Here is a 20931-nt window from a genome sequence, read left to right on the forward strand (position 1 = left end):
GGTTAAGTAGTTATTATTTGTTATTTATTTCGCGAAGCCATTTTTCCAGTTCGCCTGTCCACTGGCGTTTGTAGATAAAAGAATCACGGAATCCCCATCCATGACCTCCGATGGGATAGGTGTGCAGGCTGGCAGAAACTTTGTTTTTTACCAGTGCCATATAATAGTTCACGCTGTTTGCTACCGGTACCGCACCGTCGTCACTACTATGCATGATAAAAGCCGGAGGAGTTTGTGGGGTGACTTGCAGTTCATTGGAATATTTCTGTTCGAGTTCTTTCGATGGATTTTTGCCCAGCAGGTTGTCGTGAGATCCCATGTGAGTATAAGTCGGGTCCATAGTAATTACTGGATAGAAAAGAATCTGGAAATCCGGACGAGTCTCAGCATCGGTAAAATGAGTGGCAGCAGTGCTGGCAAGGTGTCCGCCTGCCGAAGATCCCATGATACCAACTTGTTGTATGTTCCATTCAGCAGCATGTTGTCGCATGATGCGCAAAGCTTGTTGTGCATCGCTTAGCGGAACTTCGTTATTTCCATTTGGCATGCGGTAGGTAAGTACGGCATAGGTGATACCCTGACTGTTGAACCAGTTTGCCAGATCGTGACCTTCGTGGTTCATCGCAAGGTGAGTATATCCTCCTCCGGGACAGGCAACAATGGCCATTCCATTTCCTTCTTTAGCCGGATAAACGGTCAGAGTGGGTTCTGCTACATAAAGCGGACCGTTTTCTACTTGCTGAGTCATGTTGTTTGTGTTAGGAGCTCCATTGGGCCATAATTTGATTTCCACAGGTTTTTGGGCTGTGAGCATAGTCGAAAAAAAGACCAGGCTCATAAGAAATAGTTTTTTCATACGTGTATTAATTTTATTTGGTTGTTTGAATATTATCCGGTTGTTTGTACCTTATCCGCTGTTATGGTTATAGGAGTGAGCCTATATGCTTTTTCGGACATAAAGTTGTCCGATGACGGTTTGAATCATAACTGCCGGATGGTCGGATTGGCAGGTTCAAAGATAGCATAAATCTTTTAAGATAACAAAAACACCCACAGACTTCCGTCGGAGCAGAATGTCTGTGGGTGAATGTTGCTTTAATGTATAAATATATGTCTATCTGATTATTATGACTTCTTGATGTTCATACTTGCTTTTACCAGATATACAATCAGCAGTACGTAAGCTACTAGCGATGCAACCTGACTTAGCGGATTCTCAAGCCATGCTTCGTTTACGAGGTTGATTCCTCCGAAACGCATAGCAGCGCTGACTACTCCCATCAGTGCACCTCCGGCAATAAATCCGGAAGCGAGGAGTGTTCCCTTTTCTCCGCGTGCGGTGTTGACAGCTTCATCTTTGCTGCGGGTTGTTACATACCAGTTGATTGCTCCACCTACGATAAGCGGCAGGTTCAGTTCCAGTGGAATAAACATACCCAGAGCGAAAGCCAGTGCCGGTACTTTGAAGTAAGTCAGTACGAGAGCCAGTACAGCTCCTATGCCATACAACAGCCACGGGGCAGCTACACCGTTCATCAGCGGATCGATAACGGCAGCCATGGCATTAGCCTGAGGAGCAGCCAGAGCACCCGATGAGAATCCGTAAGTCTTGTTCAGAATCATGATAACACCTCCTACGGTAGCGGCAGATACCAGTGTACCCAGGAATTTCCAGGTCTGCTGTTTGGCAGGCGTACTACCCAGCCAGTAACCGATTTTCAAGTCGGTGATGAAACCTCCAGCCATTGACAATGCTGTACAAACTACACCTCCCATGACCAGTGAGGCTACCATTCCGGTTGCACCTTTCAGACCGACAGCTACCATCACTACAGAGGCCAGAATCAGTGTCATCAGTGTCATACCCGATACCGGATTCGTTCCAACGATGGCAATGGCATTGGCTGCAACGGTAGTAAACAGGAAGGAAATACCTGCTACCAGGACAATGGCTACAATGGTGTGAAGCAGATTGCCCTGCATTACATCAAAGTAGAAAAACAGAGCTACCAGTATAATCGTAATGATAGAGCCGATTGCAATAATCTTCATCGAAAGGTCTTTCTGTGTACGTACTACATTGGCTTCCGCTTTCTTGCCACCCATTTCCTTGGCAGCCAGACTTACGGCACTCTTGATGATGCTCCATGAACGTACGATTCCGATGATACCGGCCATGGCGATACCTCCGATACCGATGCTTTTGGCATACTGAGAGAAAATGGCTTCAGGCGACATGCTGCTTACAGTTTCGGTGATAGCCGGATTCCATGCGTTCAGTACCTGATCGCCCCAGATCAGTGAGATACCCGGAACGATAATCAGCCATACGGTAAGCGAACCGGCACAGATAATGGCAGCATATTTCAGACCTACGATGTAACCCAGTCCCAGTACGGCAGCTCCGGTATTGATTTTTACAACCAGTTTGGCCTTTTCGGCTATCATTTCTCCCCATCCGCAGACACGGGTTGTGAAGTTTTCGTTCCACCATCCGAAGGTAGCTACGATAAAGTCGTACAGACCACCTATCAGTCCGGCAAAGAGCAGCGGTTTAGCCTGACTTCCTTCTTTTTCGCCCGAAACGAGCACTTGTGTACTGGCGGTAGCTTCAGGGAACGGATATTCTCCGTGCTTTTCGCTGACGAAATATTTGCGGAACGGAATCAGGAACAAGATTCCCAGCACACCTCCCAGCAGTGAACTGATGAACATCTGGAAGAAGTCGACTGTCATTTCCGGATATTTGTCCTGCAAGATGTATAATGCGGGCAGGGTGAAGATAGCTCCTGCTACGATAACTCCCGAGCAGGCTCCGATGGATTGTATAATGACGTTTTCACCTAATGCACTTTTACGTTTGGCTGCACTCGAAACACCTACGGCAATGATGGCGATAGGAATAGCAGCCTCGAATACTTGACCGACCTTCAGTCCCAGATAAGCTGAGGCGGCAGAGAAAAGTATCGCCATGGCGATACCCCATAATACAGACCAGAGGTTTACCTCCGGATAGTTTTTGTCGGGCGACATCAGCGGGTGATACTGCTCTCCCGGTTTCAGTGGGCGGAATGCATTTTCCGGCAGTCCTGTCTGTTTTTCGTTTGTTTCTTTCATGGTTTTTCAGGTATTTAGTTTTTTAAATATTTCTTCATGCCATTGGTAAAGTAAATATCCATTTTCCCGTCTTTACGTTCGTAGATGAAATAAGCATCGAGTTCAGGATGAGCATTGCAGATTGCCTTTGCCGAATCAAGTCCGAGCACCATGAACGAAGTGGCGTAAGCATCGGCTGTTGCACAGTCTTTTGCTACGACAGTAGACGAGAGTATATTGTGTTGTACCGGATAGCCCGTACGCGGGTCGATGGTGTGCGCATATTTTTTACCGTCTTTATAGTAGAAGTTGCGATAATTACCCGAAGTGGCAAGTCCGGCGTTGGTGATTTCGAGCACAGTCTGCAATTCCTGATTTACAGCCAGTGAGTCGTCTATCGGTTTGTTGATACCGATGCGCCAGCTTTCCATATTCTGGTTTTCTCCTTTCATAACCAGTTCTCCTCCGATGTTTATCATATAGTTTTTTACACCTTTGCTGTCGAGCAGGCGTGCCACACAGTCTACTCCGAACCCTTTGGCTATGGCGCTACAGTCGAGCATTACACGCGGGTCTTTCTTGACGATTTTCCCATCGATAAGGTCTATTTTCTCGAATCCGACAAACTGACGTATACTGTCTATGGTATGCGCCTGTATGTTTGTGGCGTTCTTGAATCCGAATCCCCATGCATTTACCAGCGGAGCAACGGTAATGTCGAAAGCTCCGTAAGTTTCCTGAGAAATATCTTTCGCCAGACGGAAAACATAAGTAAACATACTGTCGGCCGTCATTTCTTCATTGTTGTTGATGCGTGTGATAACCGATTCCTTACTGAATGGAGAGAGCGAATTGTTTACTTTCTGCAATTCAGCTTCTATATCTTTTTTCAGGTTTTCTTTCGACTGGTAAGTTATCTTGTACATTGTGCCGAACACCAGTCCTTCGTCTGTCTGGAAAGGAGCTTGTTTCCGGAGAATCAATACCGTTCCGATTATCAGGAATGCCAGAAAAGGCAGTTGCCATTTTAAACCTTTATTGTTTGCCATAGATTATATCGTTGAGTTTAATTTATAAAAAAAGATGTTCTACAAGAATTTTTACACCGATACCTATTAATACCAGACCTCCGAAAAGTTCCATACGCAGGTTGAAGCGTTTTCCGAAAAAGATACCGATCAGGTTTCCGACTATCGAGAGAACGAATGAAGCGATGCCGATGATAATGAGCGGAGAGAACAACTGGCCGATAGAGTTGAATCCCGTAAATGCGAAGGAGATTCCTACTGCCAGTGCATCGATGCTGGTAGCTACCGCCATGGTAAGGATTACCTTCAGGCTGGTAGGGTCGAAACTGCATTCTTCGCTGTCCTTAAAATGCTCGCGTATCATACGGATACCGAGAAATGCCAGCAAGGCAAATGCTATCCAGTGGTCGTACGATTCGATAAGGTGATTGAAACGGCTGGCTCCGAACCATCCTATCAGTGGCATCAAAGCTTGAAAGAACCCGAAGAAAAAAGCCATTTTTAAAAATGTCCGCCATTGGATACGGCGTAGTATGATGCCGCTTGTCACCGAAACCGTGAAGCAGTCGATAGCCAGGCTGACGGCAAGCAACCATATTTCAAGTGTACTCATGCGCTTTTAAAAAGGTAAATTGTATATTAAGTTATACGTCAGATTGAAGCTGCTTCCGGCGTTTTTACCGAAACCGGGAACATACCATGGGTTAGAGTTTTCGTGACTGTCTACGCTCATACGCATTTTATATCGTACAGCCCATCCCATGTGGAAACGCTTGTATATTTTAACTTTAATCCCCACAACTCCTTCCAGCCAGCTGGCATTGCTCTTTACACCCAGATCGGCAAAAGGAACTGTTATATGTCCTCCGTAGTTTGGGTCGGTCATGTCAGGACCGCTGGCATCGTAAGTGAAGCTGCTCATACCATATCGTAAGCCTACATATAAGTATCCCGGCAGATAAGGTTTCTGGTAGAAGACATTGTAGTCCATACCAATACGGAAATAAGGAGCCGACGTCTTGTAATGCATGTCGTTGGCATCATTGATGACGTCAGTTTTTCCATATCCTATTTCCACTACGGGCAGGAAGCGGTTTTTTAAGTTAGTCTGAACGATGATTTCACTGCTCAAAATGTCACCTCCCAGCAAATATCCTCCTGCGCCGGCAACTTCTATGCCGACGGAAGTTCCCTGATAAAGCGGAGAAGCCTTGTATTCTGCCTTCAATGTCTCTTTGTCCTTTTTTTGTGCATATGCATGCGACGGCAATAGGAAAAGACTACTCGTCAGTATCAAGAACAGTGAAATATATTTTAAAGTTTTCTTTTTCATTATTGTCTATATTCGGATTGGTTATAGTCAATGAATCGAGGCGGTGACGGGTATTCTCTACTTTGGTGACCTCGTAAAACATCATGGAGCCACAGTCCAGGTTGGTGAAATACGGGATGTTCCGGTGTTCGATATTGATGGTATCAGTACCGGCATACCGTCTTTCCAGGCTGCGATAGATAAAGACAAACCGTGTATGAGTGCCGTAGCTGAACGGGAGTTCGAAACTGCTGGCACCCGCTTCCTTGTTGATGAGTGTATCCGATACGAGTGAATCCTGTACGGTACGGGGCTGGAGGCTTCCGTCGGGCAGGGTATCGTATACTACGATGTCGGCATGTGTCTGTCCCACAATCGTAATGGTGTCTGATGTATTGAAAGACCTTCCGTGCTGGTCTACTAATGAAAAATATGCATACGACATGGAGTTGGGTGGACAGTTTTCTACTTCACACCCCGGGAAGAATATGCATATTAATAAAAGCAAGCCTAATATGGCCGGTAGTTTCTTCATGGTTACAGTTCTTTTTCTATTTGATATTTGTTTCGCTCAGGAGCATTGCGGGCTATCAGTTCTCCGATGAATCCGGCAAGGAAGAGTTGTGTACCGATAATCATGGTTGTAAGAGCCAGATAGAAATACGGACTGTCTGTAATCAGTCTGTACGGATTACCGGCATACAGGTCGTACAACTTGTTGACTCCTATGATAGCTACGGCTATGAAACCGAGAATAAACATGATAGAACCCAGAAAGCCGAAGATGTGCATCGGTTTGATACCGAATTTAGACAAGAACCAGAGTGTGAGTAAATCCAGATAACCGTTGACGAAACGGTTCAATCCGAATTTTGTCTTTCCGTATTTTCGTGCCTGGTGGTGAACCACTTTTTCGCCTATCTTGCTGAAACCGGCATTTTTTGCCAGATAAGGAATATAGCGGTGCATTTCGCCATATACCTCAATGTTCTTGATAACCTCCTTGCGGTAAGCCTTCAGTCCACAGTTGAAATCGTGCAGGTTATGGATACCTGAAACTGCGCGGGCCGTAGCGTTGAACAGTTTGGTCGGAATTGTTTTCGACAGCGGATCATACCGTTTCTGCTTCCATCCCGAAACCAGATCATATCCGTCGACAGTAATCATGCGGTAGAGTTCCGGTATTTCGTCGGGACTGTCCTGAAGATCGGCATCCATTGTGATGACCACATCTCCCTCCGCACGTTCGAATCCGCAGAACAGTGCCGGAGACTTTCCGTAGTTACGGCGGAATTTTATTCCTTTCACCTCCTTGTTGTCCTTACTTAAAGATTCGATGACCTTCCATGAACCGTCGGTACTTCCGTCGTTTACGAAGATGATTTCGTAACTGAATCCGTTCGCGTCCATAACTCTCTTTATCCACGCATGCAGTTCGGGTAAAGACTCTTCCTCATTATATAAAGGAACGATTACTGATATATCCATAGTTTAAAAACGTTTTTTTTGTTTCATTGCCACCAGGCCGGTAGGTATAGCCAGCAGGATGCCGTAAAATATATTTTGAAAAATCAACTGAAATGTAAGTTGCAGCGGAGTCAACGATGAAATCGTATCAAAAGCCTGAATAAGCTGGTCGATGGAAGATACCATTTCGCCCTGGGCACTTGCTTTGATGCTTTCCAGCTGTTGCAGGTATGAGTCTGTCAGAAATCCCTGATCGATAAAGCGGAAATAGACATAGTGTGCTACTGCTGCCAGCAATGCGGCAAACAGATACATGTACAGGGTAAATAAAAAAGCACGGAAAAATGAAATCTCACCGTTACAGTATGTATTTCTGAACTTGCGTACGTAAATGTATCCTAACACAGGAACGAACAGGGTAAGCAGTACGAACAATAGCTGAAGGAGAGGGATAGTGAATCCCAAGGGAAGAAAAATGAATTTGAATATCCAGAATATTCCCATAAAAGTACCGAACCGCATAGCGTGTTCCTGAAGTGTAATCGGTTTGTCTGTTGGCATCTCTGTCTTTACTTTATAACTTTATATATTAAGACTACAAAAGTACGCTTTTTGGAGATATTCCGGGCTATAAAACTTGTAAAAAACGTATTTCTTTCAATTTTTGTGCATTTTTTTGTGGCAAAGTATTGCAGGTTCAAAAAATATGTGTACCTTTGCACCCGCAATCGAGAAACATCGATGATGAATCTCTGATGCAGACATAACATGGGTAAGTCCCATACGGCCAGCTCCCTTCGAATCCTCCAGGGCTTGATCGCAGCAAAGGTAGTTGGTTGTAGCGGCGCGATATGGCAAGCTTGCCCACCTGCCTCTTTAGCTCAGTTGGCCAGAGCACGTGATTTGTAATCTCGGGGTCGTTGGTTCGAATCCGACAAGAGGCTCGAAAAAAACATATTTATTGCCTCTTTAGCTCAGTTGGCCAGAGCACGTGATTTGTAATCTCGGGGTCGTTGGTTCGAATCCGACAAGAGGCTCGAAAAGGTTGGAATATGAATCCAACCTTTTTCTTTTTGTATGCTCGGCATGAGTATTAGCTAACGGGTGCAAGTCCCCAATGAGCCCTAATAGCGGGAATCATACAGCCAAAAGCAAGGGTGTCCATCGCGAGTTGGAATCTGAAAGAAGCTGGCGGCAAACATCTGGTCTGACGAACAGAAACTTCATATAAGGCATATGACCGTGGGTAAGGTTGCGAAACAAACTAAAGCCCTATAGCTATTCGGGACGGTTAGTGTAAATGGAGCAGACATAAGATTGAAAGTTAATACCCTTATCCGAGGAGGTCTCACGGACATATGGTGAGGATGAATGATTCGAAGTACCATGATGGAGTAAAGCTTGCCGTGAGAAGTCAGCAGAGGTCGTAGTACCCAAGGCATGTATGCCTATAGGGAAGGACCAAACTTTATTTAAACGGCATAACTGAAAACTACCGTTTGTTGGAACGAATGCATAAAACCAAAACAGAAGTATTGGGCTACCTTTAAAGAGATAGGACGGAATCCGAAGGGTATAAAGGAGCGCAGACCTACAAATGGATGGTTGAAGAAGATGTCGTGGAAGTGTCTTTCGAAGAATACGAAAGGCATCCATAGTAAAGAACCGCCGTATGCCGAACGGCACGTACGGTGGTGTGAGAGGTCGGAAAACGAAAGTAGGAAGAAAACTACTTCGTTTTCCTCCTACTCGATTATTCCCTCCAAAGAATTTATTTAAGTGCAAAAAAATGTCACCGGTGTTGTAGCGGTGACATTTGTGTACATAAAATTAGTCTAGTCTAATCGTTTTCCTCTTTAATTCTTCTGCATATAAAACAATCTTGTTCCGTTTTTGTTTAAAAAACTTCCAGTTTTTTTATTAAAATTTTTCAGTCAGGCTTTGCCGTAGGTATACAACCGGATTCTAAAAGAAAGCATAAAGCGATAACGGTTGTCTGTTTGTTAGGAAAAACGGAAGATTATTGACATGGCTTGTATCAAATTTTGTTGTTCGAGAGAAAAGTAAGCTAGTGAAAACTGAAAAATTATTCAGATTCCTGCATAAAAGATAAAAGAAAAGTCTGTTTTTATGCGTATTTCTTCCTCATGTTTTTGGAAAAATATTGTGGAAAATTAAAAAAACATCGAGATAAATTAAAAAAATGACTCGATAAGTTGGCTGACTCTTCCGGTAACATGTACAGATACCCTTAAAAAAGGTGCTTTAATGTTTCTGGAAGGAGCTGTTTTGTTCTTCATAAAGTGTTAAAATTTTATCTATCATCTTGGTTATGAGCAGCATCTCTTCGAGATTGTTCCTTTGAAAATATCGACTTCGGTGCAGGCTGAAAAGAAACGAATCTCGAAGGGAAAAATATGCAAAATGTCAGTTTGTCAACTAACATTTTAGTCTATGTACTGTTGCAATTCGTTCGCAGGAATTTCCTGATTGCCCTGATTCGGCATAAGGTCAGATGAAACAGTCGGTTCAGTCATTCGTTCTTCATCGCCACATGCGGCAGTCTGCGTGCCTCCCCCAAAAAGAAAGTCTAGTGGTAAAATAATCTTTGTCATGCAGGTAATGGTTTGGGTTTATAATTGTTTTTTCGGATTTGACTGAAAGTCTTTAATGTCTTTTTCATATAAACGTCAAAGCAACCGAATCCCCCTATATTTATTTGTTAAAAAATATTATATCAGCAATCATGCCAGTGGTATGATGTATCCTGATAGCGGAAAATGGATTCCGTTATTAGGTTTATTCTTTTTCGGGAATATTGCTTGGTTGTTTCTGCTGTAATAAAGCCTTTATGTTGACTGAGTCGAATACAGGTGCTTGGTGTGTATCAAAGTATTTGTGATTCTCGAAACGATTAATCCAGTAATCCGGTTGTCTTGCTCCTGAAAGAGATTTTTTGCTTTCCCTTGAAGTGGTATGGAAGAGATAAGGATACATCCGGTAACTAACGCGGACCTTGTAAGTGAGATCTTTCTCATTTGTTTGATTATTAGAGAGGTTAATAAGCAGGTAATAAAACAAATATACTGAATCTTTAGTCTTCTGTAAAACATTTGAAGTGAAAATTTTCAATATACCGTATTAAGATTTCGCATTGCATTCTTCTGTACTTCTTGTCTTTTGCGTATTTTTGCACTCGAAAATCGAACTATTAATTATAAAATAAAAAAGGAATGGGTGGTTTTTTCGGTACAGTCTCAATGGCTGAATGCGTAACCGATTTATTTTACGGTACGGATTATAACTCACATTTAGGTACGAAACGTGCCGGTATGGCAACATATTCGGAAGGCGAAGGTTTCGTTCGTTCTATTCATAGTCTGGAAAGTTCTTATTTTCGCACCAAGTTTGAATCGGAACTTCCAAAATTCAGAGGCAAGTCGGGTATAGGTGTAATCAGCGATACCGATCCTCAGCCTATCATGATAAATTCTCACCTTGGAAAATTCGCCATTGTAACGGTTGCGAAGATCAACAATGTGGCTGAACTTGAAAAAGATTTGCTCGATGCAAATATGCATTTTGCGGAAATGAGTTTGGGAAAAACAAACCAGACAGAGCTTATTGCATTGATGATTGTACAGGGAAAAGATTTTGTAGACGGTATTGAAAATGTTTACAAGAAAATCAAAGGTTCCTGCTCGATGCTGATTCTGACAGAAGACGGCATTATCGTGGCACGCGACAAGTGGGGGCGTACTCCGATTGTGATAGGAAAGAAAAATGGTGCTTATGCAGCTACCAGCGAATCAAGCAGTCTGCCCAATCTGGATTACGAAATCGACCGTTATGTAGGTCCGGGAGAAATTATCCGTATGCGTGCTGACGGACTGGAGCAGCTTCGCAAACCGAATGAAGATATGCAGATTTGCTCGTTCCTGTGGGTTTATTATGGCTTTCCGGTATCTTGCTACGAAGGACGTAATGTAGAAGAAGTTCGTTTCATGAGCGGTTACAAAATGGGTAAGACCGATGAGTCGGAAGTGGACTGTGCCTGCGGTATTCCCGATTCAGGTGTAGGTATGGCATTGGGATATGCCGAAGGAAAGGGTATTCCTTATCATCGTGCCATTGCGAAATATACACCAACCTGGCCACGTAGCTTTACTCCCAGCAATCAGGCTATGCGTTCGCTTGTGGCAAAAATGAAACTGATTCCCAACCGTGCCATGTTGCAGGGTAAGCGTATTCTGTTCTGTGATGACTCTATCGTACGCGGTACCCAGCTTCGTGACAATGTGAATGTGTTGTACGATTACGGAGCTAAAGAGGTTCACATGCGTATTGCCTGTCCGCCGCTGATTTACGGTTGTCCGTTTATCGGTTTCACTTCTTCAAAGAGCGATATGGAACTGATTACCCGCCGTATCATTAAGGAAATAGAAGGTGATGAAAATGCTAAGCTGGACAAGTATGCTACTACCGACTCACCTGAATACAAGGAACTGGTAGAACGCATCCGTGCCCGCTTCGGACTGACATCATTGAAGTTCAATACACTGGAAACGCTGATAGAGGCTATCGGTCTGCCGAAATGCAAGGTGTGCACACACTGTTTCGACGGTTCAAGTCACTTTTAAACAGCTTTTTCTGATATGAAATAAGCGCAGAATCCATAATTCCGGTAGTTCCGGATGGATTCTGCGCTTATTCTTTTTATAGACTTCTGAAGCAGGTTTACACTGTATCAGAATGCTTCTGTCATATTGAAATAGAACAAATTCTGTCGGTTGATGAAATTACGTCCAAAATCCAATCGGACATTCATGCGAGGCTGCACTTCTATGCGCAGACCTACTCCGGCGTTAGGCAATACTCCTTCAATTTTTCCGGGAGTTGGTCCCATGAATCCGGCTCCTCCCCAGGCCACGAAACCCAGGTGATGAATGATCTTCTTTATCCGGTTGCTTTGATCAGTATTGAACATTTGGCGGTATTCCATCAAAGCGATGTGCGAGCTTTTATCACGGTATTGTCCCATGTAGTAACCGCGCAGATCGAAAGGTGTACCGCTAAGCACATATTTATTTAAAGGTATGTTGTTTCCAAAAACATTTTTGGTCTGCACCGTCCATGCCAGCACTTTTCGCTGACCAACTGATTTGTACTGTCGGTAGTCGAACTCGAAGCGATAAAAGTTGTCATCACCTCCCAGCCATTTCTGATACATGATTCCACGGAAGTCCAGATAAACTCCCTTGTACGGATTGGCGGGAACATCTCGTGTATCGTAAGTCAGCAAGAATCCCAGTCCGGAGCTGAAATTACTGTATCCGCTTGTACCTCCTCCGGCTCTTTTGTAATCTTCCTGTTCTGTCAGATACTTGGCAGGATCGGTTATCTTGTCGTAGTTCAAGTCGATTTGCGGACCGACGAAGAAATTACTTTCTCCTATACGGAACAGAAACCATGGGTTTATCTGTATACCGTTGTACCGGTATTGACTGGTAGTATCGCTGCGCACATAGTCCTTGTTTGTGCTGTATCCTACTCCGTAGAAATTTTCCTGAGTATTTTTATAGCTGAACTGTCCGAAGATGCGGAACTTGTCATCCTTGAAAAAAAGCTGAGGCTTAACCATGATGTTCAGCCCTCCCTTAAACATGAATGCCATTGCGACGGGCAGTACAGAGCGCCGCATGGTTGTGTCTTGTGGATTCATACGGAATGTCATCAGCGCACTACCTCCCACCAGAAGACCGAAGTCTGGGCTAAAGCTCGGACCTCCCAGAATGTTATAGTGTAAATTGCGTTCTGCTGATTTTTTCTGATGCTTCTTTTTGATGTTTGAAGATGGAGTGGAAAGCGTATCGCTTGCAAAGATGCCTGTGGGTTCTTGAGCAAGACAGGCAATGGTAAGCAAGCATGCGGTGCACAGTAGAATTATTTTTTTCATAAATTATAAATTTCGATGACAAAAGTAAGAAAAAAAGCGTTATAGCTCCCGTCTTTTTATAAGACTTTGTGGTATGGTATGTGTTTTTAACTGCTTTATGCTAAAACGGGAGTATCGTTTATAAATAACGGCTAAAAAATGGTAATGCGTTTGGCTGTTCGAAAGCTATTTCCTATTTTTACACAACAGAATTATTAACAACGAAAGAATAATGACAGTAATAGAACGTTTTTTGAAGTATGTAACTTTCGACACACAGTCTGACGAGTCAACCGGTGTAACTCCTAGTACGCCCAAACAAATGGTTTTTGCCAAATATCTGAAAACAGAACTTGAGGCATTGGGACTGGAGGAAATCTCGTTGGATGACAATGGTTATCTGTTTGCCACTCTTCCTGCAAATGTAGATAGAGATATACCTACAATCGGTTTCATAGCTCATATGGATACCAGCCCCGACATGTCGGGAGAAAATGTAAATCCTAATATCGTCCGTAATTATGGAGGCGAGGATATTACACTGTGTAAGGAAGAGGGAATCATTCTTTCTCCCAAGCAGTTTCCAGAACTGCTCGATCATGTAGGAGAGGATCTGATTGTAACCGACGGCCGTACATTGCTGGGAGCTGATGATAAGGCTGGTATTGCCGAAATCATTGCTGCTGTGGCATATCTGAAAGAACATCCTGAAATAGAACACGGAAAAATTCGCATAGGCTTCAATCCGGATGAAGAAATCGGACTGGGAGCACATAAGTTTGATGTAGAAAAATTCGGATGTAAATGGGCATATACAATGGATGGAGGTGAAGTAGGTGAACTGGAGTTTGAAAACTTCAATGCAGCTGCTGCCAAGGTACATGTAAAGGGTAGAAATGTACATCCGGGTTATGCTAAAGGAAAGATGATTAATGCGCTGCTGGTAGCTAACGAGTTTGTAGGTATGCTGCCTGAAAACGAAACACCGGCTACAACCGAAGGATATGAGGGATTCTATCACCTGATCGGTATGGAAGGTGAGGTAGAGCAGGCTACTGTATCTTATATCATCCGCGATCACGACCGCCAGAAGTTTGAGGCACGTAAGATTTTTATGCAGAAATGTGCTGAAAAGGTTAACGAAAAATATGGCGAAGGTACGGTTAGGGTAGATATTAAAGATCAGTATTACAATATGCGCCAGCAGGTAGAGCCGTTGATGCATATCATCGATATTGCTTTTGCCGCCATGCAGGAAGCCGGAGTGGAACCGAAAGTGAAGGCTATCCGTGGAGGAACAGACGGTGCTCAGTTGTCGTTCAAGGGATTGCCTTGTCCGAATATCTTTGCCGGCGGACTGAATTTCCACGGTCGCTACGAATTTGTTCCTATTCAGTCTATCGAAAAGGCTATGAACGTGATTGTCAAGATAGCCGAACTGACTGCCAAGAGATACTAAGAAAGCTGATCCGATAAAGAAATTTATCACAATCTCACCACAGATTGTTGGCTTTTCCAGATGAGCCGTCGGTTTTTACAGGAAAGCTAGGAATCTGTGGTGATTATATAAAATATTAACCTTAAACATTCTATCTGATGAAAACTACTCCTTTTACCGAGAAGCATATTGCTCTCGGTGCCAAAATGCATGAATTTGCTGGTTATAACATGCCTATCGAGTATTCGGGTATTCTTGATGAACACCATACAGTCTGTCAGTCGGTAGGAGTATTCGATGTTTCCCATATGGGAGAATTTTGGGTGAAGGGACCGCATGCACTTGAGTTTATTCAGCAGGTTACATCCAATAATGCGGCTGTACTTACTCTGGGAAAAGTGCAGTACACTTGTTTCCCAAATGAAACCGGAGGTATCGTCGATGACTTGCTTGTCTATTTTTATGAACCCGATAAATATATGCTGGTGGTCAATGCAGCTAATATAGAAAAAGACTGGAACTGGTGTGTGGCTCATAATACGGTAGGGGCTGAACTCGAAAATTCATCCGACCGTATTGCTCAGTTGGCTGTTCAGGGACCAAAGGCTATTGATACTTTACAGAAACTCACTTCTCTTAATCTTTCGGAAATACCTTATTATACCTTCCGTGTAGGTGATTTTGCCGGAGTACCGAATGTGATAATCTCGAATACAGGTTATACCGGTGCGGGTGGTTTTGAATTATATTTTTATCCTCAGGATGCCGATCGTATCTGGGATGCTATATTTGAAGCCGGAGCTGAATATGGTATTAAACCTGTCGGACTGGGAGCACGTGATACGCTTCGTCTGGAAATGGGATTCTGTCTGTATGGCAATGATATAGACGACACAACTTCTCCTTTGGAGGCCGGTTTGGGATGGATTACCAAATTTGTCGGCGGCAAGAATTTTACCAATCGTCAGGCACTGGAGAAACAGAAGGCAGAAGGTGTAACTCGCAGGTTGGTAGGCTTTGAGATGATAGACCGTGGTATTCCTCGTCATGGATATGCACTGACCGACGGAGAGGGAAATGTTATCGGAAATGTAACATCCGGAACGATGTCGCCAACCCGTAAAATCGGAATCGGATTAGGATATGTACAGATTGCATTTGCCAAACCGGATACGGAGATTTATCTGGATAATCGTGGACGTCATCTGAAAGCGAAAGTGGTGAAGCCTCCTTTCCGGAACATGATTTGATACCTCGATGCAATAATCATAGAAAAGTCGTTTCTGCCTGTTTTAATCTAAAAAGGAAGAAACGATTTTTTATTTTTCTGAAATGAGAAGCTTATAATTTATCAGGTTTTGTGGATGTCATTATTTTGTTGTTAAATTAGATCTTTTCATACATAGCTGATTTATAAATATATCGCTTATTGACTTTTGTTTGATTTATTTTCACATACAGATTGTTTGTTATAAAATGACATCTGCTATTTATTATTTTTTTTGTTTCTTGTGGTAGTTATATAAAAAATTTATTATATTTGCTCGATATTTTAAAGAAAAGAGTCTTTAATGGCTTTTCTCTTTATTTGTTTAACCTTATAAATACCTTGTTAATTTTTTGTTTAAAAAATCAATTGAAACTTTTTAGTGCTTTCAATATTTCTATTTGAAAGTTTGAAATCTTATTGTGTAAGTTTTGTAAAAAAGAAGGAATGGTCTCTACGTTTATTTTTTGCAGGAACTGAGACAATATTGTTGACTGCTATTTTGTTATTAGACTAAACTAAATTTGATTTTTTTATTGTAATCTTTATTCTTTACTATGGCTTTACTGAAATGCTGTGTAAAAAATAAAAGTTAAAAACCTTTAATTTACTAATCTTTATGAAAAAAAGTAAATTTGCGCAACTAATGTTGCTCTTGTTGTTAACTCCAGGAGGTGTTGCGTGGGCAGGTTCGAATGATGTTTCTAGTAATAGGACATCCCTGTCCCAGCAAACAAACAATGTGAAAACTGAAGGTGTCGTTGTCGATGCAAAAGGTGAACCATTGATTGGTGTAAGTATTCTCGAACAGGGAACTACGAATGGAACCATCACTGATATTGATGGTGTATTCTCTTTGCAGGTTTCTCCCAATGCTGTATTGGAAATTTCCTACATTGGTTATAAAACACAGAAGTTGGCTGTTAAACCTAATTTAGGCCAGATTGTCATGCATGAAGATACAGAAGTGCTTGAAGAGGTTGTTGTGACCGCACTTGGTATCAAACGTTCGGAAAAGGCATTGAGCTACAATGTACAGCAGGTAAAAGGAGATGAATTAACTACTGTAAAGGATGCTAACTTTATGAATGCTTTAGCAGGTAAGGTGGCTGGCGTCAATATCAATGCTTCTGCTTCGGGTGTTGGTGGTGCAACTCGTGTAGTTATGCGTGGTGTTAAATCTATTGCCAATAATAATAATGCTTTGTACGTAATTGATGGTGTACCTATCTTTAATACCAATAATGGTGGAACAGAAGGTGCTTATTCTGAACAGCCTAGAGGTGAAGGTATTTCGGACCTTAATCCGGATGATATAGAAAGTATGTCGGTGTTGAGTGGACCTTCTGCTGCTGCTTTGTATGGTTCTGCTGCTTCTGCCGGTGTTATCTTGATTACAACAAAGAAAGGTAAGGAAGGTAAAGTGAGTGTAACTGTCTCAAACTCTACAACTTTTTCTAAGCCGTTCTTTACTCCTAAATTTCAAAACAGTTATTTAAATGTGCCTGGAAGTTTTTCTTCTTGGGGTGAAAAGGGATCGTCTAGTTATGGTGATTATGATCCTATGGGATTTTTCCGTACAGGAACTAATATTCAGAATTCGGCTTCATTATCAGTGGGTAATGAAAAAAATCAGACATATTTGTCTGTCGGTACAACCAATGCGAACGGTATGTTGCCTAACAATGAATATGAGAGATATAACTTCTCTTCACGTAATACCACTAAGTTCCTGAACGATAAGCTGACTCTTGATGTGGGATTCAGTTTCATTATTCAGAAGGATTTGAACTTGACAGCTCAAGGCCAGTACTTTAACCCTCTTTCAGCTGTCTATCTTTTCCCGAGAGGTGAGAACTTTGGTGCAATCCAGGCTTATGAAACATTCGATATCGGACGTAATATCTATACACAAAACTGGCAATGGGGTGACCAGGGTCTGCAAATGCAGAATCCTTATTGGGTGATGAACCGTATGCCACGTACGAATAATAAGCAGCGTTATATGGCCAATGCCAGCTTGAAATACGACATTACAGACTGGTTGAACGTAACAGGACGTGTACGTATTGATAACTCTTCTATTGACTATGAAGAAAAACGCTATGCTTCTACTAATACGTTGTTTGCTAGTACGACGGGTTTCTATAAATTCCATAAGACAGATGACCGTCAGGTATATGCCGATATTATCGCAAATATCTCTAAGACTTGGGAAAGTTTTACTTTGAATGCCAACTTAGGAGCAAGTACTACTCAGTTGAATTATAAGAACTCTGGGTATCAGGGAGCTCTTGGAGATATGCCTAATGTATTTACTTATTATAATATCGATAAGAACGGACGCGATACTTATCCTTTATTCGAAGGATGGAGACAGCGTACCAATGCTTTGTTTGCAAGCGTGGAAGCTGGCTGGAGAAATATGCTGTATCTGACTGTAACCGGACGTAATGACTGGGATTCGGCTCTGGCACATACTCCTAATAAGTCATTCTTCTATCCTTCAGTGGGTCTTTCTGGAGTTATCTCAGAAATGGTGAAGCTTCCTGAATGGTTCAGCTATTTGAAGGTAAGAGGTTCTTACGCGGTTGTGGGTACTTCTATTCCTCGTAATCTTACTTCACTTTATAGTTATGAATGGGATAAGTCTACAGGTAAGTGGCAGACAATGTCATATAAGCCGCTAGGTGAACTTCTTCCAGAAAAGACTTATTCATGGGAGGCTGGTATCAATGCACGTTTCTTCGACGGAAAATTGAATTTGGATGCTACATGGTATAAATCGGATACTAAAAATCAGACTATAGAAGTGCCATTGTCTGCTACTTCCGGATATACAAAGATGTATTGCCAGTCTGGTAACGTACGTAACTGGGGTATGGAGTTTGCCTTGGGATTCAATAATACATGGGGTGATTTCTCCTGGAGTTCTAATGTAACTTATAGTTTTAATAGAAATAAGGTGACAGAATTGTTGAAAGATTATGTAGATGAAACCGGTATACATTATTCTGTAGACCGTATTGAAAAAGGTGGAATCGATGCTTGTCAGTATATTTTAACAGAAGGTGGTACAATGGGTGATTTGTATGTCAAGACTGCATTGAAACGCGACCAGAACGGTAATGTGATGATTGAAAACAACAACGTTGTACTTGAAACTTTATCAGAACCTAAGAAAGTTGGTTCGGTATTGCCTAGTGGAAATTTAGGATTTAGAAATGATTTCAATTATAAGGGAATAAATCTTGGATTTATGTTCTCTGCTCGTTTTGGTGGAGTTGTTCTTTCGCAGACTCAGGCTATTATGGATCAGTTTGGTGTGTCTGAAACAACGGCTATAGCTCGTGATAATGGCGGAGTTCCTGTTAATAATGGGGTAATCGATGCTCAAGCATATTATACAAAAGTGGGTGGTTCGAACGGTTTGTTGGAGGATTATGTGTATGATGCAACTAACCTTCGTTTGCAAGAATTGTCATTAGGATATACATTGCCTGCTAAGTGGTTTAATGACGCTGTGAAAATTAATCTTTCTGTTGTGGGACGTAATTTATGGATGATTTACTGTAAAGCTCCATTCGATCCGGAAGCTACAGCTTCAACAGGAACTTATTATCAAGGGCTTGATTATTTTATGCAGCCGAGCCAAAGAAGTTTTGGTTTTAATGTAAAAGTTCAATTCTAAACATTGATTATTATGAATAAAAATAAATTGACACTAAGTATATTTGCTTTGGGGCTTATGATGGGGGGAACTGTCATGCTGAATTCATGTATTAGCGATGACCTGAATGACCCAATACATAAAATTTCTAAAGAAGATCTGGAGGGAGATAATTATGGCTTGGGAGCATTTTTCCTGCCTATGACTGACCTCGTTGTTCCGGCACAGGAAAATCACTATCAGATGGCAGAGAATTTGGTAGGTGACATTTATGGACGTTATATGATGTATACAAATGATGGATGGAACGCGGCGAAAAATCCTCCGTTGTGTAATGTCCCTTCAGATTGGTATTCTTCTCCTTTTAATTATATGGCTGAGTTTTATGCGGCTTATAATGAGGTGAAAAAACAGACAGAAGAAAAAGGTACAAACTATGCTTGGGCACAGATTCTGAAAGTAAGTTTCATGCAGCGTTTAACTGATACTTATGGTCCTATTCCATATAAGAGTATTAATTCTACTTCACTGACAGTGGCTTACGACTCTCAAGAGGATGTGTATCGTGCAATGTTTGATGATTTGAATGCAGCTATAGAGGTTTTGACTTCTTACGTTCAGGCCAATCCGGGAGCTGCTCCGATGGCTAAGTATGATAATGTTTATGCTGGTAATTTCTCTCAATGGGTTAAATATGCCAATTCTTTGAAACTGCGTATGGCATTGCGTATTAGTAAGGCGTTGCCCGATTATGCTAGAGAACAGGCTGAAAGTGCTGTTAAGCATTCGCTCGGTGTAATAACTTCAAATTCAGATAATGCCAGCTATTATTATGAAAAAGGAAATCCAATCAATGTGATGTGGGATAGTTACGGTGATGCTCGTATGTGCGCCGATATTTTGTGCTACATGAACGGTTATAAAGATAAGCGCCTGGAGAAATATATGCAGAAGCATACAGGAGATTGGAGTACTGTAGAATATGCGGCAATTCCTTCAGGAGTGTATGTTGATTTGCAGACTAATACAAAAAAATATTCAGCTCCTAATATTATGAAGACCGACCGCTTGATGTGGCTGAATGCAGCGGAAGTTGCTTTTTGTAGAGCTGAAGGCGGTTTATTAGGATGGAATGTTGGCGATGGTGGAAGTGTTGCTGATCCTGAAACTTTTTATAATCAAGGTATACAGCTTTCGTTTGAGCAGTGGAATGCTTCTGGGGTTGCCGATTATATTGAAGATGCTACTTCGGTTCCTGATAAATATGTTGATCCTGCAGGAAAGCATAGAACGATGGATCCACCTAGTACAATGACTGTCAAGTGGAGTGAATCTGCTAATGCTAGCGAAAAGCTGGAACGGATAATGATTCAGAAATGGATTGCATTGTATCCGCTGGGGCAGGAAGCTTGGAGTGAAATCAGACGTACAGGATTCCCTAAAGTATTTAACTTGCCAAATCAGGCAAATGACAATATCGAAACGGTTCCAAATCGTTTGCCATTCTCTTACAATGAATATCTGAACAACAAGACTAATACAGAAAATGCTGTTGGATTGTTGGGTGGAGAAGATAATTTTGCTACTAAACTTTGGTGGCAGAAAGGTAACTAATGGTAGAATTTTAAATGAATAAATCATTACTGTCCCGTAAAAGTGGATAAATAGTTCTTTGAAATAACTGAAATATAGCTTATTATACTCTATTTGTAAAGCGC

Annotated in this window: 16 protein-coding genes and 2 tRNA genes; 7 read left to right on the forward strand and 11 right to left on the reverse strand. The window is 42.0% G+C overall.

Going from position 1 to position 20931, the window contains the following annotated elements:
- Positions 1–13: 13 nt before the first annotated feature.
- From ACDG22_RS06955 to ACDG22_RS06990, 8 genes are all read right to left on the reverse strand, one after another.
- A complete protein-coding gene (locus tag ACDG22_RS06955) occupies positions 14–856 on the reverse strand; it encodes an alpha/beta hydrolase (RefSeq protein ID WP_370858819.1) in 843 nt (280 codons plus the stop codon).
- A 269-nt stretch (positions 857–1125) separates the two neighbouring features.
- Positions 1126–3117: an OPT family oligopeptide transporter gene (locus ACDG22_RS06960; RefSeq protein ID WP_302309594.1), complete on the reverse strand. Its 1992-nt coding sequence runs from the start codon at positions 3115–3117 to the stop codon at positions 1126–1128.
- 14 nt (positions 3118–3131) lie between these two features.
- A complete protein-coding gene (locus ACDG22_RS06965; protein WP_022125409.1) occupies positions 3132–4145 on the reverse strand; it encodes an FAD:protein FMN transferase in 1014 nt (337 codons plus the stop codon).
- Positions 4146–4167: 22 nt separating this feature from the next.
- Positions 4168–4737 (reverse strand): manganese efflux pump MntP, encoded by a 570-nt coding sequence (locus ACDG22_RS06970; RefSeq protein ID WP_007570242.1) that lies wholly within the window; start codon positions 4735–4737, stop codon positions 4168–4170.
- 6 nt (positions 4738–4743) lie between these two features.
- Positions 4744–5457 (reverse strand): DUF6048 family protein, encoded by a 714-nt coding sequence (locus ACDG22_RS06975; RefSeq protein WP_178270117.1) that lies wholly within the window; start codon positions 5455–5457, stop codon positions 4744–4746.
- Positions 5405–5971: a DUF6452 family protein gene (locus ACDG22_RS06980; protein ID WP_007570245.1), complete on the reverse strand. Its 567-nt coding sequence runs from the start codon at positions 5969–5971 to the stop codon at positions 5405–5407. The genes ACDG22_RS06975 and ACDG22_RS06980 overlap by 53 nt, the downstream gene beginning before the upstream one ends.
- A 2-nt stretch (positions 5972–5973) precedes the next feature.
- Entirely contained in the window at positions 5974–6924 is a 951-nt protein-coding gene (locus ACDG22_RS06985; RefSeq protein WP_007570246.1) for a glycosyltransferase family 2 protein, read from the reverse strand.
- A gap of 3 nt (positions 6925–6927) precedes the next feature.
- Positions 6928–7464 carry a DUF4199 domain-containing protein gene (locus ACDG22_RS06990; protein ID WP_178270116.1) on the reverse strand — a complete coding sequence of 179 codons (537 nt, stop codon included), beginning with the start codon at positions 7462–7464 and terminating at the stop codon, positions 6928–6930.
- A 309-nt stretch (positions 7465–7773) separates the two neighbouring features.
- Here ACDG22_RS06990 and ACDG22_RS06995 point away from each other — a divergent pair.
- A tRNA-Thr gene (locus ACDG22_RS06995) sits at positions 7774–7847 on the forward strand.
- Positions 7848–7866: 19 nt separating this feature from the next.
- Positions 7867–7940 (forward strand) — tRNA-Thr (locus tag ACDG22_RS07000).
- Between the two features lie 241 nt (positions 7941–8181).
- Here the strand turns inward: ACDG22_RS07000 and ACDG22_RS07005 are convergent.
- Positions 8182–8688: a hypothetical protein gene (locus tag ACDG22_RS07005; protein WP_370858820.1), complete on the reverse strand. Its 507-nt coding sequence runs from the start codon at positions 8686–8688 to the stop codon at positions 8182–8184.
- 662 nt (positions 8689–9350) lie between these two features.
- Positions 9351–9518 (reverse strand): hypothetical protein, encoded by a 168-nt coding sequence (locus tag ACDG22_RS07010; RefSeq protein WP_370858821.1) that lies wholly within the window; start codon positions 9516–9518, stop codon positions 9351–9353.
- Positions 9519–10136: 618 nt separating this feature from the next.
- Here ACDG22_RS07010 and ACDG22_RS07015 point away from each other — a divergent pair.
- Positions 10137–11543, forward strand: coding sequence for an amidophosphoribosyltransferase (locus ACDG22_RS07015; protein ID WP_270213123.1), 1407 nt, complete (start codon positions 10137–10139; stop codon positions 11541–11543).
- 107 nt (positions 11544–11650) lie between these two features.
- Here ACDG22_RS07015 and ACDG22_RS07020 read toward each other — a convergent pair whose 3' ends face one another.
- Positions 11651–12859 (reverse strand): BamA/TamA family outer membrane protein, encoded by a 1209-nt coding sequence (locus ACDG22_RS07020; RefSeq protein ID WP_370858822.1) that lies wholly within the window; start codon positions 12857–12859, stop codon positions 11651–11653.
- A 211-nt stretch (positions 12860–13070) separates the two neighbouring features.
- On the opposite strand from ACDG22_RS07020, the gene pepT reads away from it, so the two are divergent.
- The 4 genes from pepT to ACDG22_RS07040 all read left to right on the forward strand — a co-directional run bounded on the left by pepT (position 13071) and on the right by ACDG22_RS07040 (position 20827).
- The gene (gene pepT, locus ACDG22_RS07025) at positions 13071–14297 is read left to right on the forward strand and encodes a peptidase T (RefSeq protein ID WP_007570258.1); all 1227 of its coding nucleotides are present in this window, start codon (positions 13071–13073) and stop codon (positions 14295–14297) included.
- Between the two features lie 137 nt (positions 14298–14434).
- Positions 14435–15526, forward strand: coding sequence for a glycine cleavage system aminomethyltransferase GcvT (gcvT, locus tag ACDG22_RS07030; protein ID WP_370858823.1), 1092 nt, complete (start codon positions 14435–14437; stop codon positions 15524–15526).
- Positions 15527–16162: 636 nt separating this feature from the next.
- Positions 16163–19234, forward strand: coding sequence for a SusC/RagA family TonB-linked outer membrane protein (locus ACDG22_RS07035; protein WP_370858824.1), 3072 nt, complete (start codon positions 16163–16165; stop codon positions 19232–19234).
- 12 nt (positions 19235–19246) lie between these two features.
- Positions 19247–20827: a SusD/RagB family nutrient-binding outer membrane lipoprotein gene (locus ACDG22_RS07040; RefSeq protein ID WP_270669077.1), complete on the forward strand. Its 1581-nt coding sequence runs from the start codon at positions 19247–19249 to the stop codon at positions 20825–20827.
- Positions 20828–20931 lie beyond the last annotated feature (104 nt).

This window comes from Phocaeicola coprocola (assembly GCF_041333015.1).
GTDB classification, from domain to species: Bacteria; Bacteroidota; Bacteroidia; order Bacteroidales; family Bacteroidaceae; genus Phocaeicola; species Phocaeicola coprocola.

What these genes read in the sequence shown, in the direction of transcription:
- ACDG22_RS06970 (WP_007570242.1), bottom strand. Translation starts at nt 4,737, where the DNA reads ATGAGTACACTTGAAATATGGTTGCTTGCCGTCAGCCTGGCTATCGAC.
- ACDG22_RS07035 (WP_370858824.1), top strand. Translation starts at nt 16,163, where the DNA reads ATGAAAAAAAGTAAATTTGCGCAACTAATGTTGCTCTTGTTGTTAACT.
- ACDG22_RS06960 (WP_302309594.1), bottom strand. Translation starts at nt 3,117, where the DNA reads ATGAAAGAAACAAACGAAAAACAGACAGGACTGCCGGAAAATGCATTC.
- ACDG22_RS06975 (WP_178270117.1), bottom strand. Translation starts at nt 5,457, where the DNA reads ATGAAAAAGAAAACTTTAAAATATATTTCACTGTTCTTGATACTGACG.
- ACDG22_RS06990 (WP_178270116.1), bottom strand. Translation starts at nt 7,464, where the DNA reads ATGCCAACAGACAAACCGATTACACTTCAGGAACACGCTATGCGGTTC.
- ACDG22_RS07040 (WP_270669077.1), top strand. Translation starts at nt 19,247, where the DNA reads ATGAATAAAAATAAATTGACACTAAGTATATTTGCTTTGGGGCTTATG.
- ACDG22_RS06980 (WP_007570245.1), bottom strand. Translation starts at nt 5,971, where the DNA reads ATGAAGAAACTACCGGCCATATTAGGCTTGCTTTTATTAATATGCATA.
- ACDG22_RS06955 (WP_370858819.1), bottom strand. Translation starts at nt 856, where the DNA reads ATGAAAAAACTATTTCTTATGAGCCTGGTCTTTTTTTCGACTATGCTC.
- pepT (WP_007570258.1), top strand. Translation starts at nt 13,071, where the DNA reads ATGACAGTAATAGAACGTTTTTTGAAGTATGTAACTTTCGACACACAG.
- ACDG22_RS06965 (WP_022125409.1), bottom strand. Translation starts at nt 4,145, where the DNA reads ATGGCAAACAATAAAGGTTTAAAATGGCAACTGCCTTTTCTGGCATTC.
- ACDG22_RS07015 (WP_270213123.1), top strand. Translation starts at nt 10,137, where the DNA reads ATGGGTGGTTTTTTCGGTACAGTCTCAATGGCTGAATGCGTAACCGAT.
- gcvT (WP_370858823.1), top strand. Translation starts at nt 14,435, where the DNA reads ATGAAAACTACTCCTTTTACCGAGAAGCATATTGCTCTCGGTGCCAAA.
- ACDG22_RS07020 (WP_370858822.1), bottom strand. Translation starts at nt 12,859, where the DNA reads ATGAAAAAAATAATTCTACTGTGCACCGCATGCTTGCTTACCATTGCC.
- ACDG22_RS07010 (WP_370858821.1), bottom strand. Translation starts at nt 9,518, where the DNA reads ATGACAAAGATTATTTTACCACTAGACTTTCTTTTTGGGGGAGGCACG.
- ACDG22_RS06985 (WP_007570246.1), bottom strand. Translation starts at nt 6,924, where the DNA reads ATGGATATATCAGTAATCGTTCCTTTATATAATGAGGAAGAGTCTTTA.